Source organism: Kamptonema formosum PCC 10802, from assembly GCF_000332335.1.
In the GTDB taxonomy this organism is placed as follows: domain Bacteria; phylum Cyanobacteriota; class Cyanobacteriia; order Cyanobacteriales; family Oscillatoriaceae; genus Oscillatoria.
This window is the reverse complement of sequence record NZ_KB235948.1, coordinates 4817402-4837110: the sequence shown is the minus strand read 5'-3', so window position 1 is coordinate 4837110 and position 19709 is coordinate 4817402. Positions and strand designations below refer to the sequence as shown.

The 19709-nt window shown below is 53.8% G+C and carries 17 protein-coding genes; 8 read left to right on the top strand and 9 right to left on the bottom strand.

Annotated features, from left to right (window positions below; all coding sequences use genetic code 11):
- Nucleotides 1-252: 252 nt before the first annotated feature.
- The 5 genes from OSC10802_RS0121140 to folK all read right to left on the bottom strand — a co-directional run bounded on the left by OSC10802_RS0121140 (nucleotide 253) and on the right by folK (nucleotide 4993).
- On the bottom strand, nucleotides 253-1686 hold the full coding sequence (locus OSC10802_RS0121140; RefSeq protein ID WP_017718764.1) for an FAD-binding domain-containing protein: 1434 nt from the start codon (nucleotides 1684-1686) through the stop codon (nucleotides 253-255).
- A 364-nt stretch (nucleotides 1687-2050) separates the two neighbouring features.
- Nucleotides 2051-2896 (bottom strand): ADP-ribosylglycohydrolase family protein, encoded by an 846-nt coding sequence (locus OSC10802_RS0121135; protein WP_017718763.1) that lies wholly within the window; start codon nucleotides 2894-2896, stop codon nucleotides 2051-2053.
- Between the two features lie 391 nt (nucleotides 2897-3287).
- Complete coding sequence (locus OSC10802_RS0121125) at nucleotides 3288-3767, bottom strand: hypothetical protein (RefSeq protein WP_155968162.1); 480 nt, start codon at nucleotides 3765-3767, stop codon at nucleotides 3288-3290.
- 23 nt (nucleotides 3768-3790) lie between these two features.
- Nucleotides 3791-4342 (bottom strand): NUDIX hydrolase, encoded by a 552-nt coding sequence (locus tag OSC10802_RS0121120; RefSeq protein WP_017718760.1) that lies wholly within the window; start codon nucleotides 4340-4342, stop codon nucleotides 3791-3793.
- A gap of 162 nt (nucleotides 4343-4504) precedes the next feature.
- Entirely contained in the window at nucleotides 4505-4993 is a 489-nt protein-coding gene (gene folK / locus OSC10802_RS0121115; protein ID WP_017718759.1) for a 2-amino-4-hydroxy-6-hydroxymethyldihydropteridine diphosphokinase, read from the bottom strand.
- A 187-nt stretch (nucleotides 4994-5180) separates the two neighbouring features.
- Between folK and OSC10802_RS50520 the strand changes: the two genes are divergently transcribed.
- Both OSC10802_RS50520 and OSC10802_RS0121105 read left to right on the top strand, forming a co-directional pair.
- On the top strand, nucleotides 5181-5324 hold the full coding sequence (locus tag OSC10802_RS50520; RefSeq protein ID WP_155968160.1) for a hypothetical protein: 144 nt from the start codon (nucleotides 5181-5183) through the stop codon (nucleotides 5322-5324).
- Nucleotides 5325-5630: 306 nt separating this feature from the next.
- On the top strand, nucleotides 5631-6797 hold the full coding sequence (locus OSC10802_RS0121105) for a cysteine desulfurase family protein (RefSeq protein WP_017718757.1): 1167 nt from the start codon (nucleotides 5631-5633) through the stop codon (nucleotides 6795-6797).
- Between the two features lie 807 nt (nucleotides 6798-7604).
- On the opposite strand, the gene sipA is transcribed toward OSC10802_RS0121105, so the two are convergent.
- Nucleotides 7605-7847 (bottom strand): regulatory protein SipA, encoded by a 243-nt coding sequence (gene sipA, locus OSC10802_RS0121090; protein ID WP_026098681.1) that lies wholly within the window; start codon nucleotides 7845-7847, stop codon nucleotides 7605-7607.
- A 352-nt stretch (nucleotides 7848-8199) separates the two neighbouring features.
- Between sipA and OSC10802_RS0121080 the strand changes: the two genes are divergently transcribed.
- Nucleotides 8200-8982 carry a phosphate/phosphite/phosphonate ABC transporter substrate-binding protein gene (locus OSC10802_RS0121080; RefSeq protein ID WP_232731719.1) on the top strand — a complete coding sequence of 261 codons (783 nt, stop codon included), beginning with the start codon at nucleotides 8200-8202 and terminating at the stop codon, nucleotides 8980-8982.
- A gap of 156 nt (nucleotides 8983-9138) precedes the next feature.
- The gene (locus tag OSC10802_RS0121075; RefSeq protein WP_017718751.1) at nucleotides 9139-10308 is read left to right on the top strand and encodes a serine/threonine-protein kinase; all 1170 of its coding nucleotides are present in this window, start codon (nucleotides 9139-9141) and stop codon (nucleotides 10306-10308) included.
- Between the two features lie 4 nt (nucleotides 10309-10312).
- On the opposite strand, the gene OSC10802_RS0121070 is transcribed toward OSC10802_RS0121075, so the two are convergent.
- From OSC10802_RS0121070 to OSC10802_RS0121060, 3 genes are all read right to left on the bottom strand, one after another.
- Nucleotides 10313-11248: a Tll0287-like and HAMP domain-containing protein gene (locus tag OSC10802_RS0121070; protein ID WP_017718750.1), complete on the bottom strand. Its 936-nt coding sequence runs from the start codon at nucleotides 11246-11248 to the stop codon at nucleotides 10313-10315.
- 140 nt (nucleotides 11249-11388) lie between these two features.
- Complete coding sequence (locus tag OSC10802_RS0121065) at nucleotides 11389-12459, bottom strand: sirohydrochlorin chelatase (protein WP_017718749.1); 1071 nt, start codon at nucleotides 12457-12459, stop codon at nucleotides 11389-11391.
- Between the two features lie 596 nt (nucleotides 12460-13055).
- Nucleotides 13056-13877: a tetratricopeptide repeat protein gene (locus OSC10802_RS0121060; RefSeq protein ID WP_017718748.1), complete on the bottom strand. Its 822-nt coding sequence runs from the start codon at nucleotides 13875-13877 to the stop codon at nucleotides 13056-13058.
- A 429-nt stretch (nucleotides 13878-14306) separates the two neighbouring features.
- On the opposite strand from OSC10802_RS0121060, the gene OSC10802_RS0121055 reads away from it, so the two are divergent.
- From OSC10802_RS0121055 to OSC10802_RS0121035, 4 genes are all read left to right on the top strand, one after another.
- Nucleotides 14307-14534, top strand: coding sequence for a hypothetical protein (locus OSC10802_RS0121055; RefSeq protein ID WP_155968158.1), 228 nt, complete (start codon nucleotides 14307-14309; stop codon nucleotides 14532-14534).
- Nucleotides 14535-15555: 1021 nt separating this feature from the next.
- Nucleotides 15556-15897 (top strand): DurN family substrate-assisted peptide maturase, encoded by a 342-nt coding sequence (locus OSC10802_RS0121045; RefSeq protein WP_017718745.1) that lies wholly within the window; start codon nucleotides 15556-15558, stop codon nucleotides 15895-15897.
- Nucleotides 15898-16046: 149 nt separating this feature from the next.
- Nucleotides 16047-16328, top strand: coding sequence for a cinnamycin family lantibiotic (locus OSC10802_RS0121040; RefSeq protein WP_017718744.1), 282 nt, complete (start codon nucleotides 16047-16049; stop codon nucleotides 16326-16328).
- Between the two features lie 126 nt (nucleotides 16329-16454).
- Nucleotides 16455-19700: a type 2 lanthipeptide synthetase LanM family protein gene (locus OSC10802_RS0121035; RefSeq protein ID WP_017718743.1), complete on the top strand. Its 3246-nt coding sequence runs from the start codon at nucleotides 16455-16457 to the stop codon at nucleotides 19698-19700.
- Nucleotides 19701-19709 lie beyond the last annotated feature (9 nt).

Below are 19709 nucleotides of genomic sequence, written 5' to 3'. Positions count from 1 at the left end.
AGGACAGGCGAGACGCCTGTCCCAGAGATCTTCAGGGCACGGAGGGAGCGCCTGCCCTACGTCTATACTTCGTATCGAGCGTGTCCTAAACTGACTGTTTATTGCTATAAGGCGTGCCGGTGCGGAACCCCACACCCGCTAAAGTAGGGTGCGTTCCGCAAAGCGGAACGCACCCTACTGCTGCCGTTTGTTCAATCCAAAATCCAAAATCCACGCATCCAAAATCCAAAATCGTCTGCCGGCAGCCAACAGCTAAATACTGCCGCCTTTCAGCTGCTGGTAAAGCGCCTTAAACCGGCGCTGCTGCTGGTTGTGATCCACAATCGGTGCTGGATAGCCGCAACCCTCCCGCTCGCCAGCGGAAATTTTGCCCGTCACCAGAGCTTCCGCATCCAAACTGCCGAGTTCTGGCAGCCACTGCCGGATATATTCCCCCTCGGGGTCGAATTTCTGCGCTTGAGTTGCCGGATTAAAAATCCGCAGCGGTTTCGGGTCCATGCCGCTGGAAGCGCTCCACTGCCAGCCGCCATTGTTCGCCGCTAAATCCCCGTCAACCAGCTTTTGCATGAAGTATTTTTCTCCCCACTGCCAGTTAATAATTAGGTCTTTTGTGAGGAAACTGGCGACAATCATGCGGCAGCGGTTGTGCATCCAGCCGGTTTCATTCAGCTGGCGCATGGCAGCGTCAACCATCGGGTAGCCGGTCTTGCCCTCACACCACGCTTGGAAGTGATCTTCTTTATTATCCCAAGGAAAGTTTTTGAAAGGCTCGCGATAGGAGCCAGAGGCTAATTCTGGGAAGTGATACATGGCGTGCTGGTAGAACTCCCGCCACGCCAATTCCTGCTGCCAAGTTTGAACGCCGGCGAGGGTTTCATCGCTGCGGCACTGCTCTAAAGCGCCCTTCGCCGCCGCCCAAACCGTGCGGATGCCAATCGCCCCAAATTTGAGGGCGGCGCTCAGCATAGAAGTGCCGGGAGCTGCAGGAAAATTGCGCTGTTCTTGGTAGTCAAAAATGGCGCGGTAGCAGAATTCTTCCAGCTTTTCTTGCGCCGCGCTCTCTCCTGGTTCCAGCAGCAGCGGGTTTTCCCATATTTTTCCTAAATCCTTCCAGGGAAGCTCACCGGCACCGGCATTGAGCGCCGCTTGCAGTTCTTTTTCTGTCAGCGATTCGGCATGTTGCAGCTCGGGAGCGGGTTGCGATTTGGGTTTGGCGATCCAGTTTTTCCAGAAGGGGGTGTAGACGGTGTAAGGAAATCCGGAACCCGTGCGAATTTCTGCCGGTGCGTGCAGCAGCTGGTCCCAAAAAGTTTCGGCAGCAATGCCTTTAGCTCGCAGCGCTTCGCTGACTGATTTGTCGCGCTCTCGGGAATAAGGTTCGATGTCTAAATTCCAGTATACCGCTTTAGCGCTGAGGGCAGCTGCCAGTGCGGGAATGGTTTGGAGGGGATCTCCTTGCACTATTAACAGCTTCCCGCCAACTTCGGCATAGCGCTGCTGCAAATGCTGCAAACAGCCAGCCATATACTTGAGTCGTGCCGGTGCTACATCGTCGCGGTTGAGGATATTGGGATCGAGGCAGAAAACGCCTGCCACTTTCGGGGTTTTATCTCGGGCTGCAGCCAGCCCCACATTGTCAGAAAGGCGCAAATCGCGCCGGTGCCAGAACAAAATTATATCAGACATTTCCTAGCGTTATTATTACGGTTTGTAATTGGGCTTTAGCCCAACAGAGTTCCAGCGCCCAAGCATTGCATCCAAACATTAAACAGGTTTGTAGTTGGGCTTTAGCCCAACAGAGCCCCAGCGCCCAAGCATTGCATCCAAACATTAAACAGGTTTGTAGTTGGGCTTTAGCCCAACAGAACTCCAGCGCCCAAGCATTGCATCCAAACATTAAACAGGTTTGTAGTTGGGCTTTAGCCCAACAGAGTTCCAGCGCCCAAGCATTGCATCCAAACATTAAACAGGTTTGTAGTTGGGCTTTAGCCCAACAGAGCCCCAGCGCCCAAGCATTTCATACAATAATAAAACAGAAAAGCTCTCCCTGCTATTTTTTCACCCCACTCATCAGCTGCCGGTCTAGCTCTATGATATAATCCCTGCCATACGAACCATTTTCTAACCCTTCGATCAGATGGTGGGGGAGATCCTGGGCAATCTCCTCACTGCAAGAACCGCCAGCAAGCGCAATCGCCGCCACCGTATCCACATCCCCGGTGAAAGCAATGCAATCCCTCAGGAGTTCGCTCAAGCTGTCGTTGCGCATCACAGCAGTAATTGCCGCCCGCACACTCATCCAGCCTTTCGATCTTACCTCACCCTGCCACGGCTGCGACCACGGATATCCCGGAACATGAGTTTCCAGGAACTCTCCCAGATCGCTTTTCGCACCCAGCCGGTAAATAAAGTAATGCGACATCAAAGCAGCCGTTCGAGCCGCATTAATTCCATCCGGCGTGTTGTGCGTCAGCGCCGCCTGAACCGTCGCCGCCTCAATCACCCGCTCAACCGTGGGGAAAACACCCACCGGCACCACACGCATCGACGCCCCACTTTTATCGCTGTCTGGCTGCATCTGTTCGAGGAACTCCTCCCCATTCCTAACTTTTAGCAAAAACTGATAAAACCGGCTGGCATAACCCTCTCTCGGATCGCGCTTGAAAGTTCCCACAAACCGGCGAGCCAAAACCTCTGGCACCCACGGTTCCCCCGCCACAATAGTTTCCGCAATTGCCAGACTCATTTGCGTGTCGTCCGTGTAGGAGCCCGGTGTGAGCCGGTGGCGGGGGTGCCTCACATATCTGCTGAGATTATTATACTGCAAAACCATCTCCGCGCCGGCATATTCAAAGCCGGCACCGTAAGCATCCCCAACCGCCAATTCTAGCAACATAATCTCACCGCTGTTAATATTGGTCCTCTGCTACAGCAGCTCTCAAGGAGTTGTGAAATCCTCATTCCTTTCTTCCCTTGGCGCTCCTTCACGGGGGCGGTTTCTTCAAAAAAACTTTCACAGCTCCATTAGAACTGTTCTTGAGAGCCAGCCCTGCATTCTTCTGCAGCGGTAAGAAACCGGCTTTCTTTGAGCTAGAAGGCCCGAATCCCCTTGATTTTATAAAGAAACCCGGTTTCCGGTATGGCAAGACCGGCACTCTCGTAGCGCTTAGCGCTGCTCCTGTGATTATTATACTGCTGAATCCTCGGCGCGTCAACTAGCTTCCCCGCCGGCACTCGCTGCCTGCCTCTCCCACCGGCAGCTCAAGCCCTCTATCCGCTATTTTTTCTCAAGTAGAGAGCTTCCTGCACTCAGTCCTTCCCCCGTTCCCATCTAAGTACACACCCAAACTGCCCATAGAGTAAACCACAATTTGCAGGACCTGTCCCTGGTAATCCCCTTCAAAGAATTTGCCGGTCTGTCCTTGCTCTACAAAGCGAGCTGTCACCCGGGAATTTTTCGCGCTCTGTGCGGGCGACAGAACCTCGGCACTAATCGGCAATTCCTTATTGTAAGCCTCTGCCGGCACTATCTCAAACGCCACCGTGTAAGCCCCCGGGCTCCCCGCAATGTCCGTAGAGCACCGGTATTTTTCACTGCTCAGCTGGTTGATTATCCTATTCTGGCCCACTTTTGTCTGTTTCACGGGTTTGGACTCGTCCGAGGGGATCGACCGAGCGCGAACCTCCTTGAAAGCCACGTCAGTAACAAAGCTTGTTCCCGAAATAATTGCAGTCGCAACTAAACAGAACTGACGTGCGAACATCATACCCTTCCTCCTTGCGTAAAGCATTAGGATTTCAAGAACGGACGGGCTAGGAAAAAGCTAGAAATCGATTTGGCGTCCACCGGCTCTCCGGCAAGGATAGCTGACTCCAGTTCTTCTGGAGTCAGCAAAACCGTTTCTATATCCTCATCAGCATCCTGGCTCGGAGGCGTATCCAGGCGCTCCAAATCCTCCGCCAGAAAGGCGTATATGATTTCATCTGAATAGCCCGGAGCCAGGAAAAATTCTCCCAGTTTTCTCCACTTGTGAGCGCGATAGCCCGTTTCTTCCTCAATTTCGCGCTGAATCGTCCCGGCTGGATCTTCGTTCGGTTCCAGCGTGCCGGCGGGGAACTCCAGCAAACGCCCCTGCGCGGCAAAGCGATACTGTCTCAATAGTATCAATTTTCCTTCCGGTGTCACCGGCACAGCCAGAGCGCCCCCCGGGTGGCGCACGCACTCCCAGTCGCCCTCCGCACCGTTGGGCAAACGCAGGGTGGTGACTTCAAAGCCAAATTTTCGTCCTCGGTAGGACAGTCGCTGTTTCAACACGGTCGGGGGTTCTTGTCCAACTGGCATAAGTAAATTCGCGCATTCAGGTTCAGACAATCATACTGCAAATCTACCCCCCATTTCACTCCCCCGTTAACTTGCTCAAAGCTGCATGTGCTAAAGCGCATTAATACGCAAAATTCCCTGTTGCTAAGCCGTACCCAGGCGAGAGCGCCCGACCGGCCAGACTCACTGGCTCAGCCGGCGCACTCCTGAACAGTCTACCGCTTCTAGGAGCGTCCGGATCGTTTCCCCGCATGCCGGCTCGCTCCAATCCGGAGCAATCTCAGCCAGGGGCATAAGTACAAATGCTCGCTCCCTCAGGCGCGGGTGAGGCAGCTGCAGTGCCGGTGTGTCTACTATTAAATCGTCAAACAGCAACAAATCCAGATCCAGAGTTCTCGCACCCCAGCGCTCTTGGCGCACCCGACCAAACTTAGCTTCAATTTCCAGCAGCGTTTCTAACAGTTCCTGCGGCAGGACATTGACGCGCAGCAAAGCGCAGCCATTGATATAATCCGGTTGCGCCGGCCCCACCGCCACCGTTTGATACCAGCTCGATCGACTCTCTACAGTAATTCCCGGAGTTTGGGCGAGAGTTTCCAGGGCAGCCTCCAAAATAGCGCGGGAATCGCCTAGATTGCTGCCGAGCGCGATTGCCGTTCGTGCGGATTTCATGTTCTCAGATATTGCAGGGCAATTCTATCAAATACGCGGTACAAGTTGCTGAAGCGCAGGAGATCCTGCATCACCCTTCACTGCCCAAACCCCTCAAAACACGACAGCCTGCTGGCCTCACCCGCAGTTTCCCATTGCTCCTGAAACTGCGCTATTCCCTGACCCGCCAGCAGGGTGGGGGTGGCTAATGCAAAACTTATCAAGTCAAAGACCGCCAAATCCCGAAACTCCTCAGCGTCCAGACAAACAGCTCTCCCTCTGTGCGCCCTTACTATTTCAGCGAGACGCCGAAATTCTCAGCCGCCTGAATCCCCAGCACCTGTCCCCTTAGATCCCCTCGTCTATTATACCTTTTCCCCCTTCAACTGTCAACAACCTCGCGCCCGGCTTGGGGAGGGGTGGCACCCGTTGAAAGGGGGGTATTCGTAGGGGCCAGTTTCTAGAGAGATATCTATGATCTAGCAAAGCTTTGTGCGAGGGTTCATCCCACTTGGGGCAGGAATTGCCTGTGCTATTTATGCCATAACGGAGGTTTTTTGTAAACCCACCTTTACGGTGGAGCAAAAACGGGTTAGAATCAAACCACCTCCGCCCTTACAGCAGCAGGCATTGGGCAGCCCACCGTCAAAAGCCCGCCATGTCACACAAACCCATCTACCTCGACAGCCACGCCACAACCCCCGTCGATCCGCAGGTGATCGCCGCCATGACGCCCTACTTCACCGATCGCTTCGGCAACCCCGCCAGCATCAACCACCAGTACGGCTGGGAAGCAGAAGCCGCCATCAAACAAGCCCGGGCAGCCCTCGCAGACGCCATCAGCGCCACACCCGAAGAAATAGTTTTCACAAGCGGCGCGACAGAGGCGAACAATCTGGCTATCAAAGGTGTGGCTGAGGCGTATTTCAGCCAGGGGCGTCACATCATCACTGTTCAGACGGAACACAGTGCCGTGCTTGACCCGTGCCGGTACTTGGAAAGCCTGGGATTTGAGGTGACTTACCTGCCTGCCGGCACTGACGGGCTGCTGGATTTAGCCGAACTGGAGCTCGCTTTCCGCCCCGACACGATTCTGGTTTCCGTGATGGCGGCGAATAACGAAATCGGCGCAATCCAGCCCCTAGCAGAAATTGGGGCCATCTGCCGCCGGCGAAACGCCCTCTTCCACAGCGACGCCGCCCAAGCGCTCGGCAAAATCCCCCTGGATGTCGGCGCGATGAACATTGACTTGCTCTCCCTGACCGGCCACAAGATTTATGCGCCCAAAGGCGTCGGTGCCCTCTATGTCCGCCGGCGCAACCCCAGAGTCCGCCTCGCCCCCCAGATGCACGGCGGCGGGCACGAGCGCGGCATGCGCTCGGGCACCCTCTGCACCCCGCAAATTGTCGGGCTGGCCAAAGCCGTAGAGCTGGCCCTCGCAGAAATGGACTCCGAGAGAGAGCGCCTCACCCAGTTGCGCCAGCGCCTCTGGGAATATCTGTCTGCCTTGGGAGATGTTTTTCTCAATGGCCATCCAACCCAGCGGCTGCCGGGAAACCTCAACATCAGCGTCGCTGGGGTGGATGGGCAAGCTTTGCTGCTGGGATTGCAGCCGGTGGTGGCGGTGTCCTCCGGCGCAGCCTGCTCCTCCGCCAAAACCGCTCCCTCCCACGTCTTGCAAGCGCTGGGGCGCTCGGAACAGCTGGCAATGGCCTCGATTCGGTTTGGCATAGGCCGGTTTAACACTGCAGCTGAGATAGACATCGTGGCCAAGCACGCCTCCGCCACTATCCTATCTCTCCGCCAAGTCGGCTGCAAGGTTTAGCGCGCCCAACCCCCTTTTCTCCTTCCCAGGCAGACCCTGGGAACGAGCGCCTGGAGGCTCCGCCCCGGAACGAGGTAATTTTTTAATATCCGGAAGAAAGCATATATACAAAACCCGTCTAAAGTCGGGAATTTGTGAAAATTATTTAATCGGAAATTATCTAATTTAGGGACAGTCGCCCCCCAAAAATGGCCGTATGGCCCGGTCTTGGGGTGGAGTGGCAGGGTGCCGGTGCCGGTGATGGCCACGGGCAGGGGCAATTTCACCCCGAAAAGCAGATTTGCCGCACCGGCGCGGTGCCGCCTTAGGGTAAATTTACTAATATCCGGAAGAAAGCATATATACAAAACCCGTCTAAAGTCGGGAATTTGTGAAAATCATTTAATCGGAAAAAATATCAGTTAGGGGCTCTCGTCCTCTCGCGCCCAGAGCGAAGAGCGTTCCCAGGCTACTGCCTGGGAACGAGTGATTCCCATAGTTGGGCTGCGCTGAACTACAAACTTTTGGGCTGCGCTGAACTACAAACCACGGAGGCGAGCGCCTCCCTGTGAGAAACCCGGTTTCTTAAAGAAACCGGGTTTCTGGCACGTACTTCATCCAACTGAAAACCGCTATATGTCCCCCTATCGCCTCAGGTTTCTGCCGCCGGCAGCAGAACCGTTAAACCCTTTGGAACGCACTCAACTTCCACCGGCACAGCGCCAATCACCTCACCGTCGATCGCCACCTTTTGCGCCGGTTCAGTTCGCACCCTCACCGTCCTCGCTGCCCCCTAATCCCTAATCCCCAATCCCTAACACCTGCGCGCTAAGCGCCGGCGGCGTCGGAAGATCCCTCTAGCGCCTCGATGTACTGGCTCTCGATCAGGAAAGCTCCTTTGGCAAAGCGGACGCCCCAGTATCCGCCAGGTCGCCGGTCGAGCACCACCCCTTCCTCGCCAATCCGAATCACATTCGGCGGGCGCAGCATCGGTTTCGGTTCAGCGGTTTTAACGTAAGGCGGTAGCGCCACCACTCGAACTCTGTTACCAACGGTAAATTCTTTAGACATAGCGTTGCTCGGGGTTCTAAACTAAGCAGTTAGGGACAGAGCGTCTCACTCAAGTATGATCTATCTTAAAGAAGCCGGGTGCGTTCCGCCAGATCGCTCCTTCAAAGTAGTGCGCGCTGCCAGACAGAAACTGCTCAAAGAGCTGCCTTGGAAGCTCCCCTCTCTCCCCCTCTCCTGAACCTCGCGCCGCCCCCTGCGGTGTGGGCGGTCGTCCGGTGAAAGTCCCACACGCTGTAGTTGTTGCTTCATAAAACCTATGTTTTCACGCCGGCTGCTGCTAGCGCAGTTATTCTTATTGGGCGGGTTGTTATTGACAGGATGCTTTCCGATTAAAACAACTCCCATCGGAAGGTTGACAGTTGGTGTAGTCAGCTATGATACCGGCTCCCGCTCTCTAGAAGATTATCAACGCTTTAAGGATTATTTAGCGCAGCAGACCAACAGCATCGTTGAAGTGGAGCCGGTCTATAACGAATTGAACGCTCAGGAAAAAATTCAGCGTCAAGTTTGGTCTGTCGTGTTTGCTCCCCCCGGTTTGGCAGCCATTGCCATCGCTCAAAAGCAGTACATCCCCCTGTTTCCCATGCAAGGCACGATCAATTTACGCTCCACGATCGCAGTCCGAGAAGATAGCCCCATCCAAACATTAGCAGATATGCGTGGCAAAGTCATTGCCTTGGGAGAGCCTGGATCTGCTGCCGGCTATTATCTGCCCCTGTATTACTTGTACGGTTTAACCCTAGCAGAAGTGCGCGTTGCGCCCACTCCTAAAACGGTTCTGGAATGGATAAGTTCTGGCACGGTCGATGCCGGCGCTCTGTCTGAGGATGAGTTTGAGCGCCTGCAGGGGGAATTTAGCCAAACCAAGTTTCGTATTGCCCACACCAGTCGGGGGATTCCCACCGGGGCTGTACTCCTCGCGCCTAATCTAGAGCCAAAGCAACAGGAGAGAATCAAGACCGCGATGAGCCAAGCGACTTCGGATATTGCAGGGGATGCCGGTTATATCCCCAATGCTAAGGCCCCCAACTATGAAGAATTAATTAAAATAGTCGAAAAAGTCAAGCCCATAGAAGCCAGAGTCCGCCAAAAACCGGCAGTTCTCACCCCCGATAGCAGCACTGCCGGCAACTAGAAGCAACAGATAATTTTAGCTTTTAAAATGTTATCATATTTTTGCGCAACTGGCAAGCCGCCTGCCCCCGTCACCCCCAGTAAAGGGGGTGTGCGTCTGCGGGAAAGCCAACGCCGTCTGCGCAAGCAGCCAACGCAGCACCCACCACAATCACCCATGTCCAGCACAGCACCAGAGATACCAAAAGGCACTGTAATCGGCAAACGCTACCAGATTGAGAGAGTTCTGGGAAAGGGAGGGTTCGGACGGACATACCTGGTGTTTGACGCTTATCGGTTCAGGGAACCCTGCGTCCTTAAGGAGTTTGTACCTACCGGGACAGATGCATATGTCCTGCAAAAATCTCGCGAGCTGTTCTATAGAGAGGCAAATATCTTGCGCAAAATCGATCACCAACAAATACCCAAACTTCTGGCTTGTTTTGAGGAGGACGAGCGGCTGTTCCTCGTGCAAGATTATGTAGATGGCAAAACCTACTCGACTTTGCTCGAAGAGCGCCTTTATAAAGGGCAAGCTTTTTCGGAAGCGGAAGTGATTCAGTGGCTGAAGGATTTGCTGCCAGTGCTGGACTATATCCACCGGCAAAAGATCGTTCACCGAGATATTGCTCCCGATAACATTATGCTGCCCCACAACCAATCGAAGCCGGTGCTGATTGATTTTGGTGTGGTTAAGGAGATAATCACCCAGATTCACGCCAGCAGCGGTGCCCACAGCCGGCACCCAGCTTCACTGGTGGGAAAAATTGGCTACGCCCCACGGGAGCAAATCACTATGGGTGAGTGCTTCCCCTGCAGTGACCTCTATGCGCTGGCTGTCACCGCAGCCGTACTCCTGACCGGCAAACGGCCTAACTTGTTGCGAGACGGGTATTCCCTAGAGTGGAAATGGCGCTCCTATGTGCCGGTCAGCGATAGCTTGGCTCAGATTCTCGACAGAATGCTAGCCGACAAGCCCCAAGATCGCTACGAGTCAGCCCGAAAAGTCCTCGACGCCCTGTCGGGAGTTACACCCCAGCTCGAAATGGCGGTGAGTCAGTACCTTGGCGCAGCCGCCCCCGATGATGCGACGACTGCTGTCAGTCCGCTCAAACCCTCTCCCGCACCCGCACCTCAAACCGCCGGCCTGACCTCACTCGACCCAGCTTTTATAGAGCGGTGCCTGCAAGAGCTGGCTCGCTGTATTGGGCCTGTGGCCAGTTTTATCCTCGAAGATACGCTGACCCTAGTTCCGCAATCATCCCCTCAGCAATTTGTTGAAACGCTAGCCGCAGAAATTCCCAACTCTCAACAAGCCTCCGAATTTCGGCAGCGCCTGCTTGAGTGAGCTGTTACCCGCCCTGCCCGCTCCGGTACTGAGCCAGCCTTTTCATAGCAATGGCTAAACTCGTTTTCATCCGGCTGAAGGCGGCGGCTAAATTCCCCACTTCATCGTGGCTGGATATCCCCTCAAACTCAGCATCCATGTTGCCGACACTCACGTCTTCCGCCACTTTTGCCATCCGGTCCAGGGGGCGGACAACATATCGTTTCATCCAGTAGTTTACCATAAAAATGGCAGCCGCAAACACCGCAGCCACAATCGCCATGAGCAGGAAAAACGACTGGCGGGCGCTCTCGAACACTTTACTGGCCGGCACTGAGATAATCTGAGCGCCGGCGATTTGATTGAGTTTCCACCCAAATCCATGAACCGAGCCATAACGCTCAATCTGGCCCTTGGGCGCTCTGTCTGGCGTGCTGTGACATTCCAAACAGCTGGCATCAGAAATCACGATCGGACGGGCGACGTAGAAAAGCTCACCGCTCGGAAGGGAGCGAAATCCACTCCTTTCTTTGAGCTGGGGGTGCTGGCGGAAACGCTCTAGAATGCCTGTCTCAAAATTATCGGCTCTATCCCGCAGATTAGAGGGATTTTCCATCGCAGCCTTATAGAAAAAATCCCGGTATTCTGGAGATTGGCGAAAATTTTCAAAAACCTCACGCGCCGAGTAGAAAGGAACAATTTGTGGGACAAACTCTTCGGACTTAAACCGGCTTGTTAATTCCGGTTTTACTTGAAGGTTAGTGTAATCCCGAACGCCGTTTATCGTTTCCATCAGAATCAGCGCCTTTGAGGTAATTTCACTCGCAGCCCTCTCATTGAGAATGTTCGCCAAAGCCACGCCACTCACAGCCACCCCTCCCAGGAAAACCAGACTCAGCAGGAGAGTGAACTTCTTGGATAAGCTCAGATTTGTTAAGAGGGCTTCAAGATTCTTTACCATACGCGCCTCTGGGGGTTAATTTCACACGCAATTAGGTGATACGGGCTCCCTAATTGCGATGCCATTCAACTCCCACATTAATAGGGTGCGCCCGCAAAGCGCACGCACCCAAAGACCTATTTCTTTTGACAGACCGGCGGCTAGGGAACCTGCCAAATCCGCTGGTGGTACTCCCCTACATCGGCATAGGGATCTGCCGGCGCGTGGGAGTGTTCGTGAGCGCCGTGATGGTGGTGGTGGCCACTTCCGTGAGGGTGATGGTGGTGGTGGTGCCCGTTTCCGTGCTCGCCGTGATGGTGGTGCTCGTGACTGTGCCCATTACCGCCACCGGCAACAGCCGCCAGCCGGAATTTGCACATCTCGCAGTTCATCTGCACCTGTCCGAGCTGAGTTTCAATTTCCCGCTCCCGCAATAACGCCAGCAGCTGGGGCTGAATCCCCATTTCTGGCAGGCACACCATCGAAATCTCCGGGTGCTGCTCTTGCTGTTGGGCGGTGATGTCGAAAATCTTTTTAACCAAGACGCCGGTGAACAGAAAATAGGGCAAAACGATAATTCGCTTTGGCCCGTAGAGGCGAGCGCGACGGAAGCCTTCTTCCAGGCGCGGGTGGGTAATCCCGATAAAGCAGGTTTCCACAGTTTGGTAGCCGCTGCCCTCCCAGAGAATGCGGGCCATTTTGTAAACGTCGCCATTGGCGTCGGGATCGCTGGAACCGCGCCCGACAAACAGCAGCACAGTCTCTGAGCGACTCCACTGCGGGGTGTCGAGAAAGCCAAGCCGGTCGCGCCACAAATCCACAATTGCCGGCGCAATTCCAAAATGACGCCCGTAGTGAAACTTAAGCCCGGGGTGGCGCAGCCGCGCTCTGTCTAGCTCATTGGTAACGTCAAACTTATTGTGCCGCGCCGCAAACAGCAGCACCGGCAGCACTGAGATTTCCGTATAGCCTTGCTCCACGCACTGGTCTACGCCTTCCTGAATGGTAGGGCCGGTGAGTTCCAGAAAACAGGGCACCACCGGGCGGGAGGGATCGCAGGCGCTGTAGGTGGCGGCAAAATCTAATAAGCCCTGACGTCCCTCCGCATCTCGCGTTCCGTGACCGATCAGCAGCAGGGGGCGCTGTACCGGCAGGGGCGGCAATTGCAGCGACTCGAACTCCACAGTTGGGGATTCGGGTCCAGTCGAATCAGTTGTGTTCAAATCAGGCATTAAGATTAAATTCCTTTCCCGTGCGAGGCGGGAAATCGAGGGGACAAGTAACAGACAGGCATTCTGGCTTGCGAGAGTAGCCTCGCTCACAGCTGCCGCACAGCCCCGGACTTTCACCGAAGTTTCCCTGCGCTGTTACGTTTTGTTCGCCTGGTTATTTTATCCTACCGGCAACACCGTCCGATATGCGGGGGAGGGGCATAGAATATAAGAGCAATCCCCACTGCCGGCCATTTTGTGGCCCGTTTGCAAGTTCAGCGCAGCCCCAAGGTTTGTAGTTGGGCTTTAGCCCAAAGTTCGTAAGTTCAGCGTAGCCCAAAGTTCGTAAGTTCAGCGTAGCCCAAAGTTCGTAGTTGGGCTTTAGCCCAAAGGTTCGTAGTTGGGCTTTAGCCCAAAGGTTCGTAGTTGGGCTTTAGCCCAAAAGTTCGCAAGTTCAGCGTAGCCCAAAGTTCGCAAGTTCAGCGTAGCCCAAAGGTTCGTAGTTGGGCTTTAGCCCAAAGTTCGCAAGTTCAGCGTAGCCCAACTATAGGAGTTTGCCACTTGTGCCAAGAGGCTGTTGCGGTGCGGACAAGCGAAACGCACCCTACAGCAGCCGGTCAGTACAGCGCCATCACCAGCAGCTTCCTGTACTCTTGCGTTAAGGGGTGATCGCCCCCCAGCAAGTCAAAAAGAGACAGCATCGCCTTTCTGGCACCGTCGTTTTTATAACTCCTGTCTTCCCGGACAATCTCTAGAAATGCTTCCAAAGCTTCTTTATAGTTCCCTTCCAGCGCCCAGCAGGAAGCCTTCCAGAACAATTTGTCCAGTTCGCTGTTTAGTTCTGGGTTCTTGGACTCTTGCTTGAAAGCCGCCAGCTGCTTTACCGCTCGGGCTTCGGCAAAGTATTCTCTATCATCCTCCTGAATCGGGGCCAGTAACTGATCGACGACCTCTAGTTTCTCGACATCGATAAAAAATTTAGCTGCTTCTATCCTCAGCTTTCGGTTTTCTGGATACTTGTCCAGCAAATATCTCAGCGTTTCTTCTGCCTTGGCGGCATTCCCCGCTGCGATGTCTGCTAAAATTGAGTCCTGGAGATCTTCAATTTCGGACTTGATGTTGTGCTGAGCCAAAAACTGTCTCAGTTGGGGTTCTGGCAGCACCCCCACGAATCGGTCGATAATCTCGCCCCGATGCATTAATCTCACATCGGGAATTCCCTCCACGCCATAATCGTGAGCCAGCTGCCGGTTTTCATCTGTATTCACTTTAGCCACAACTAAGTCGCACTCGCGAGCCAGGTTTTCCAGCATCGGTTTTAACATTTGGCACGGCCCGCACCAGTTGGCGTAAAAATCTATCAGCACCGGCTTCTCAAAAGACTTTTGGAAGACTTCGACTTCAAAGCTGTCAGTATTTACGGCTACAGAATTTCCCATCGGTCGCACCTGTTTTGGCTGAGTTTAGGGCTAGCAAGTGGGGCCGGCGAGGCCCAACTCACAGCAGAGCTGATTGACTTTATATTAAGTTGAGTGTAGCATTTAGCGATCGCATTTGGGGGGAGTTGGCGGCACTCTACAAGCGGAAAAATTGAGTTAGAGCGGTTTTAACAGCCGGTGGAACGCACTGCAGCGTCTGGGAATGTGCGATGATATAGAGAGCGTGCGGCATTAATTTGTGTGAGTCCCTGTGAGGGATTGAAGTATGAATAAGGTTGCTTCTCAACTCGGCAGCGCCGGCAGTGCTGTCCTGTGCGGACTGGCCCGGCCCTCTCCCGTCGCGCTTTTGGGAGGGAGCGGGTAGGGGCGGCCCTCCGTGGCCGCCAGGGGCCGGCGGGACGCAAGTTGGGGGCAACCTCTCTCACTGTTTTGAATAACAGCGCCCCGGAGATTGAGAGTATGTTCACGCGGGTGACTGGCGGATCGGTTTCCCCTGTTGATGGGGCGCTGCGAGGCAAGGGCAGGGCTAACTTATCTGTGCTCATTTGCGATCAACCCCAGCGGGAGAATTTTTGGCCCCAAGGCCGGCCTGAATATGGGCGGCTCGTTTCTGGCGTCTGCCACCGGCAGCGTCAAAGAAAGCCGGTGGCGCTGTAGGGGCGGATCTTGCCAGCAACACTGGCCACACAGCGGAAACTTGAGGATTTTTACTCAGCGCCTGGATCGATGGGGCGCAAGTCAGTCTCAGCGGTGAGGTTTCGGGGAGCACCGGCAACCTGGAGATCCAAGCGGCGCACGTCCGGGTGGAGAGGCAAGCGCCCTCTGCCACGCCTGACAGTCCAAGGCTTACGCCTGCCGGCTGCCCTGAATTACATATTAAAGATTCAAGACATTAAACATTAAACAATTTTTCAGGACTTCCGCCGCCGGTGGAGCGGAATTCCTGTTGGCCATTGCCCCTTACGGCTCTCCCCCCCTCAGTGCCTCACCCCTCAGCCAGCCGGTTGAATCCCCAAGTCCTGAGTCACCGGCAGCGACTGAAATCGCGTGTTTATAAAGAAATTGTGAAGCCGTGCAGCCACAGGAAAACCGGCTTTGCTGTCGCCGCGACAAAAAACGCCCTTATATAGCGGTTTTCAGTGGGATGAAGCAGCCCTTTGAAACCCGGTTTCTCTATGAAACCGGGTTTCTCATTCCCTAACTAATATGAAAAACGCAATAACTCCAGCTATTCATTACTGGCATCTTCCTAAAGGAAGATTTAGGTGTGGGACCTTGGCGAGGCTATTAGCGGTGGGGGTTGGTTGGAGCCCTTCAGCTGCCAAAAAGAGCCTAGAACGCGGAGTTTAGCCGATTTCCCACGCCCTGCGCCCGCCGCTGTGCCCAAAAAAGGGATTTTCCACCGCAAGTAGAGCCGCTCGGTTCAGGCGTACTGCTTGAGCCGGCGACATTTCCCGCCATAAGCACTTGTCCTTACCCACTTAAAATTGCACAAACAAACTTACTACCTTAAGCCAAGAGCAGTCTTTTCGCCAATAACCTTTAGATAGGTTTGCCCCGCTGCACCGCTGGAAAATGAGCGAATATTAAGTTTTGTAACAAAATTGCCAAAAAAGATGTCATTACGATTTGGCTGCAGTAAGTTAGTAAGCGTAGTGAGTAGGGAAACGCAACTGCCATGACCCAAGTTCAAAGCACTGACGAGATTCGGCAAATCCAAATGCTGATGACGATGTTTTTGTGTCTGTCGCCCCAAAGCAAGCTGCGGGAGTTTCTGGAAGCGTCGTTACAGGCGGCTGAAAGCCAGACCACAAGCCAAGTTGCTCCAATTACAGATACAAGTGCCGATGGCCTGAAAACGTGGTTGGAGTCTCTCTTGGCTCAGGGAGGACTGACAGAAGACGAACAGAAACTGGTGGACTGGCAAAATGATTCAGACAATATGTCAGCAGCCCTTAAAGAGTTTGTAGCTCTCCAAGATAAGCTGAATATCAAGCTGAGCGTCCAGCCCAAGTCCTAGGAGCGAAAGCCCCACCAGGTGGGACAGGCAGCAATAAACTGTCTCAGCGCTTGCTGAGAAGTCGTTTCTGGGGAATTCCGAGTTTTCAAATTTGCTCTGATAAAACTCCCAATAGCAACAAGCAAAACTAAAAGTTTGGAGAAAAGAGGATGTCTATTACTCTCGAAAAACCGTCTGTCATTTACCTCGAACAGTTATTCCAAAAGGCGGCAATTGATGCCGATTTCCGCGACGAGATTTTAGCCAATCCGGAAGCTTTTGGGATTCCAGCCGGTGCGGAACTCGCGCTGCCGGCAGCAGTCGAAAAGCAGGACCAGTCGGTCTTCGAGTTGCTCGACGATGCTTTGGGAGAATTAAATATAGCCGTAGCGTGCCGGGCCACGTGTAGCTTCGGTCCTTTTACCATCGTCTGTGACGGGACAACGAAGTAATTTAGGCGCAAACATCCGATTTTAGGCTATAGCCTGAGAGGATGTTTCCAGGCTAGCATCACACGATTTAACCGTGTGATGCTAGCCCAGTTAGGATGAGTTTTAGGCAGCTGTAATTTGCTCGCAATGCTTGATAATAATCTTTTTTTAGACATTGCCTGTCGCGCTAGCAACTTGTCGGAGCGCACTCTCATTGTAAAACAGCTAGAAAAGCGATCGGCACCGGCGGCATTTCCCGCACAGCTCAGCCCTTTGGATAGCTGGAACCTGAAGAAATTGGCCGGCAAATTAGCTGTGCGGCCCTTCAAAGAGTCTTATGAGGCTGGAACGGTAGATATATCGGTAAAGGAAACCCTGGAAAAGCGGTTAATCGAGTACAAGTTATATGAATTAAATTGGGAGAACTTGTCCGATGCGGAAAAGCTAGAGTTTCTCAAACCCCACAGCCAGTGGCTGAGCGTCTATCAAGCAGCGCTGGCAACACTAGACTTGCCGCAACAGAAGTTTTCTGCAAGTCGCTGGTACGAACCCGAGATTTATTACGGAAACTTTGCAAAAGTTTGCGAGCCCTTCCTGCGGCTGGCCGGCGAAAGGTTGCAAGCCGTGTGCGAGGCTGTCAATCTGTCCGGCGGCACCCACAAAATTAATTCGCAAGTGGTGGCGGATATTCAGCTTCACCTGCTCAATCGCTTTGAAATGGCTTTAGCTTGGGCGCTGGAAGCGGATATCAATGTTTACTGCGCTAAAAACAATATCGCCAAATCTGAAGGGCCAGATGCTTATATTGCTTACCTGGAACAGAATTTTGGCAGCCGGCTCGACTATCACCGCTTTTATTGCAAGTTTCCCGTGCTGGGGCGCTGGCTCGCTCAAGTCACCTGTTTTGTCTGCGAAATTGGAGAAGAAGTGGTGCGCCGGCTGACCGCGGATCGGGATGAAATAGGTGCCACTTTCTTTGGGGGCGGGCAAATTGCGGAAATCAAATCGTTCAAGTTGGGGAAATCTGACAGCCATGCGGGGGGCAAAAGCGTCGTCCTCGTCGAACTGGCGTTAGGGAATTCCGAACCGGCAACTCTCGTCTACAAGCCTCGCTGCATTAAATCGGAAGCGGCGCTGCAAGGCTTGCTGGAAACTTTGACTGAAGAGGGAGTCGTTGAATTTGCGACTTATAGAGTGCTGTGTAAAGATGGGTATGGCTATGCAGAGTTTATCCCTGCCGGTCAAAACCACATGGAGAGCGAGAGGGAAGTCGAGAGGTTCTACCGGCAGCTAGGCGGATATTTAGGGATCTTCCACACACTTGGCGGTGGCGATCTGCATTATGAAAACATCCTGGTCGCCAGGGGAAACGCCTTCATCTGCGACTGCGAAACCGTCTTGGAAGTGGTGCCGCGCGGTCAGGAAAAAATGCTGGATACAGTGTTTGATTCCGTGTTTAAAACGGTCATGCTGGAATGGCCGCGCGCCAGTGGGGACGGTGCTGGCAGCGAGATGAAGCTGAGCGCCTACAGCGGCGGCGAATCATACGAGCTGACCTTTGCTGTGCCCCAAATTAACCAGAACCGCATGTCACTCGCTGTGGGGGTCGAGCATCAAGTTGGCGTTCGGGTTGAGGGAGAAGCAACAAATCGCATTTATTACAGCGGTCAGCTGGTCACTCCCCAGGATTATAAAGACTCTATTGTGGGGGGGTTCAACCGGGTTTATAACTGGTTTCAAGAAAACCCCACTCAAGCCATAACCGAGCTAAAAGAATTATTCGCGCCCTCACTGGTGCGCTTTATCAACTGGGGGACGCAAGCGTATACCAAATTAATGATTTCAGCTCGACATCCAAAATGTCTCGCCGAACCCCTGGAAGTGGATTTGATTTTCAGCAGTTTGCTGGAACACCGGCGGGAGTGGGACAAGAACGGTCAGCTCGCCGAGCTGGAAGTGGCGGCTATGTGGCAATTAGATGTGCCGATTTTCACAGCTAAGGCGGCTGGCAGCAATGAGTTGGTTTATAATTACCAGCTGTCACTGCCAGACGCTCTGGCGATGTCGCCCTTGGAAAATGCTGTCAGGCGGATTGAGAAATTATCGGCAGAGAGCCGCATCCGGCAAAACCAGTACATCTATGCCAGCTTGTCCGCCGAGGAGATTAACAGCCCCTATTTTATTGCTTCAGCGGTGAATTACGCCAAGCAAATTGGCTGGCAATTGTGCGAGTTACTCCAACCTGCCGGCAGCAAGGCTCCCTGGAAAACTTATGAATATACAGTTTTGGGGAAACGCCACGCGGATATCAGTGGCGATCTGTACGAGGGGACAGCGGGAATCTGCCTATTTTTGGCTTACTTGGATGCGATTGAACCGCAGGCAGAATTTCGCCAAGTGGCGGAGCGAGCTTTGGAATATGCCATAGAACACCGCAATACCGCACTGATTGGAGCGTACCAAGGTGTGGCGGGGTTGATTTACTTGCTGACGCACCTGGCTGTGCTCTGGGAGAAACCGGCTCTGCTGGATTTGGCTGTGAGCTTGACGGGTGAGCTGAAACCGCGCATCTGTGAGGACAGGCACTTCGATATTCTGATTGGTGCCGCTGGGATTATTCCGGTGATGTTGGGTTTAGCAGGAGCGACTGCCGGTCAAGGCATTGATGTGGCTCACCAGTGCGCTAAACACTTACTGCAGCACGCAAAGAGCGAGAACGGCACGCTGAGTTGGCCTCACAATCCACCGGAGTTAGTGCGAGGGAATTTGACAGGGTTTTCTCACGGTGCCGGCGGGATTGGTTGGGCGCTAATTAGGCTGGGATGTTACGCGAATCAGCCTGAATATATTGAGGCGGGACGGCAAGCTTTTGCGTATGAAGCGAGGCAATTCGACTCGCAATACCGGGATTGGTATGACTTGCGGAAATCAGTGATGACAGGCAACCCGGATGAGCTGCATTTTGCGAATGCCTGGTGCAGCGGTGCGGCGGGGATTGGTTTGAGTCGGATTGCCAGTTGGGCGGCTTTGGGGAAAACTGACGGCGCGATATTGCGGGATGCTTACATGGCGCTCAATGCTACTTTGCGGAATTTCAGCAAATTGGGAAATGATTCGCTGTGTCACGGGAAAGCGGGGAACGCTGAGCTATTGCTGCGGGTGGCTCTGCTGAGGGACGAGCCTTATTTGCAGATGGAAGCCAATGTGCAAGCGCAGGCGCAGTGGCGCAATTTTGAAAAGGCTCGTCGCTGGATTTGCGGTGCCGGAGGGAGCGATGTGTATGCCGGTTTAATGCTGGGACTGGCTGGGATTGGCGCGCACTTTTTGCGCTTAGCTCATCCGCAGCGCGTTCCCTCACCGCTGCTGCTCGATCCGCCGCCGGTGGTAAAATAATCTCTAAAC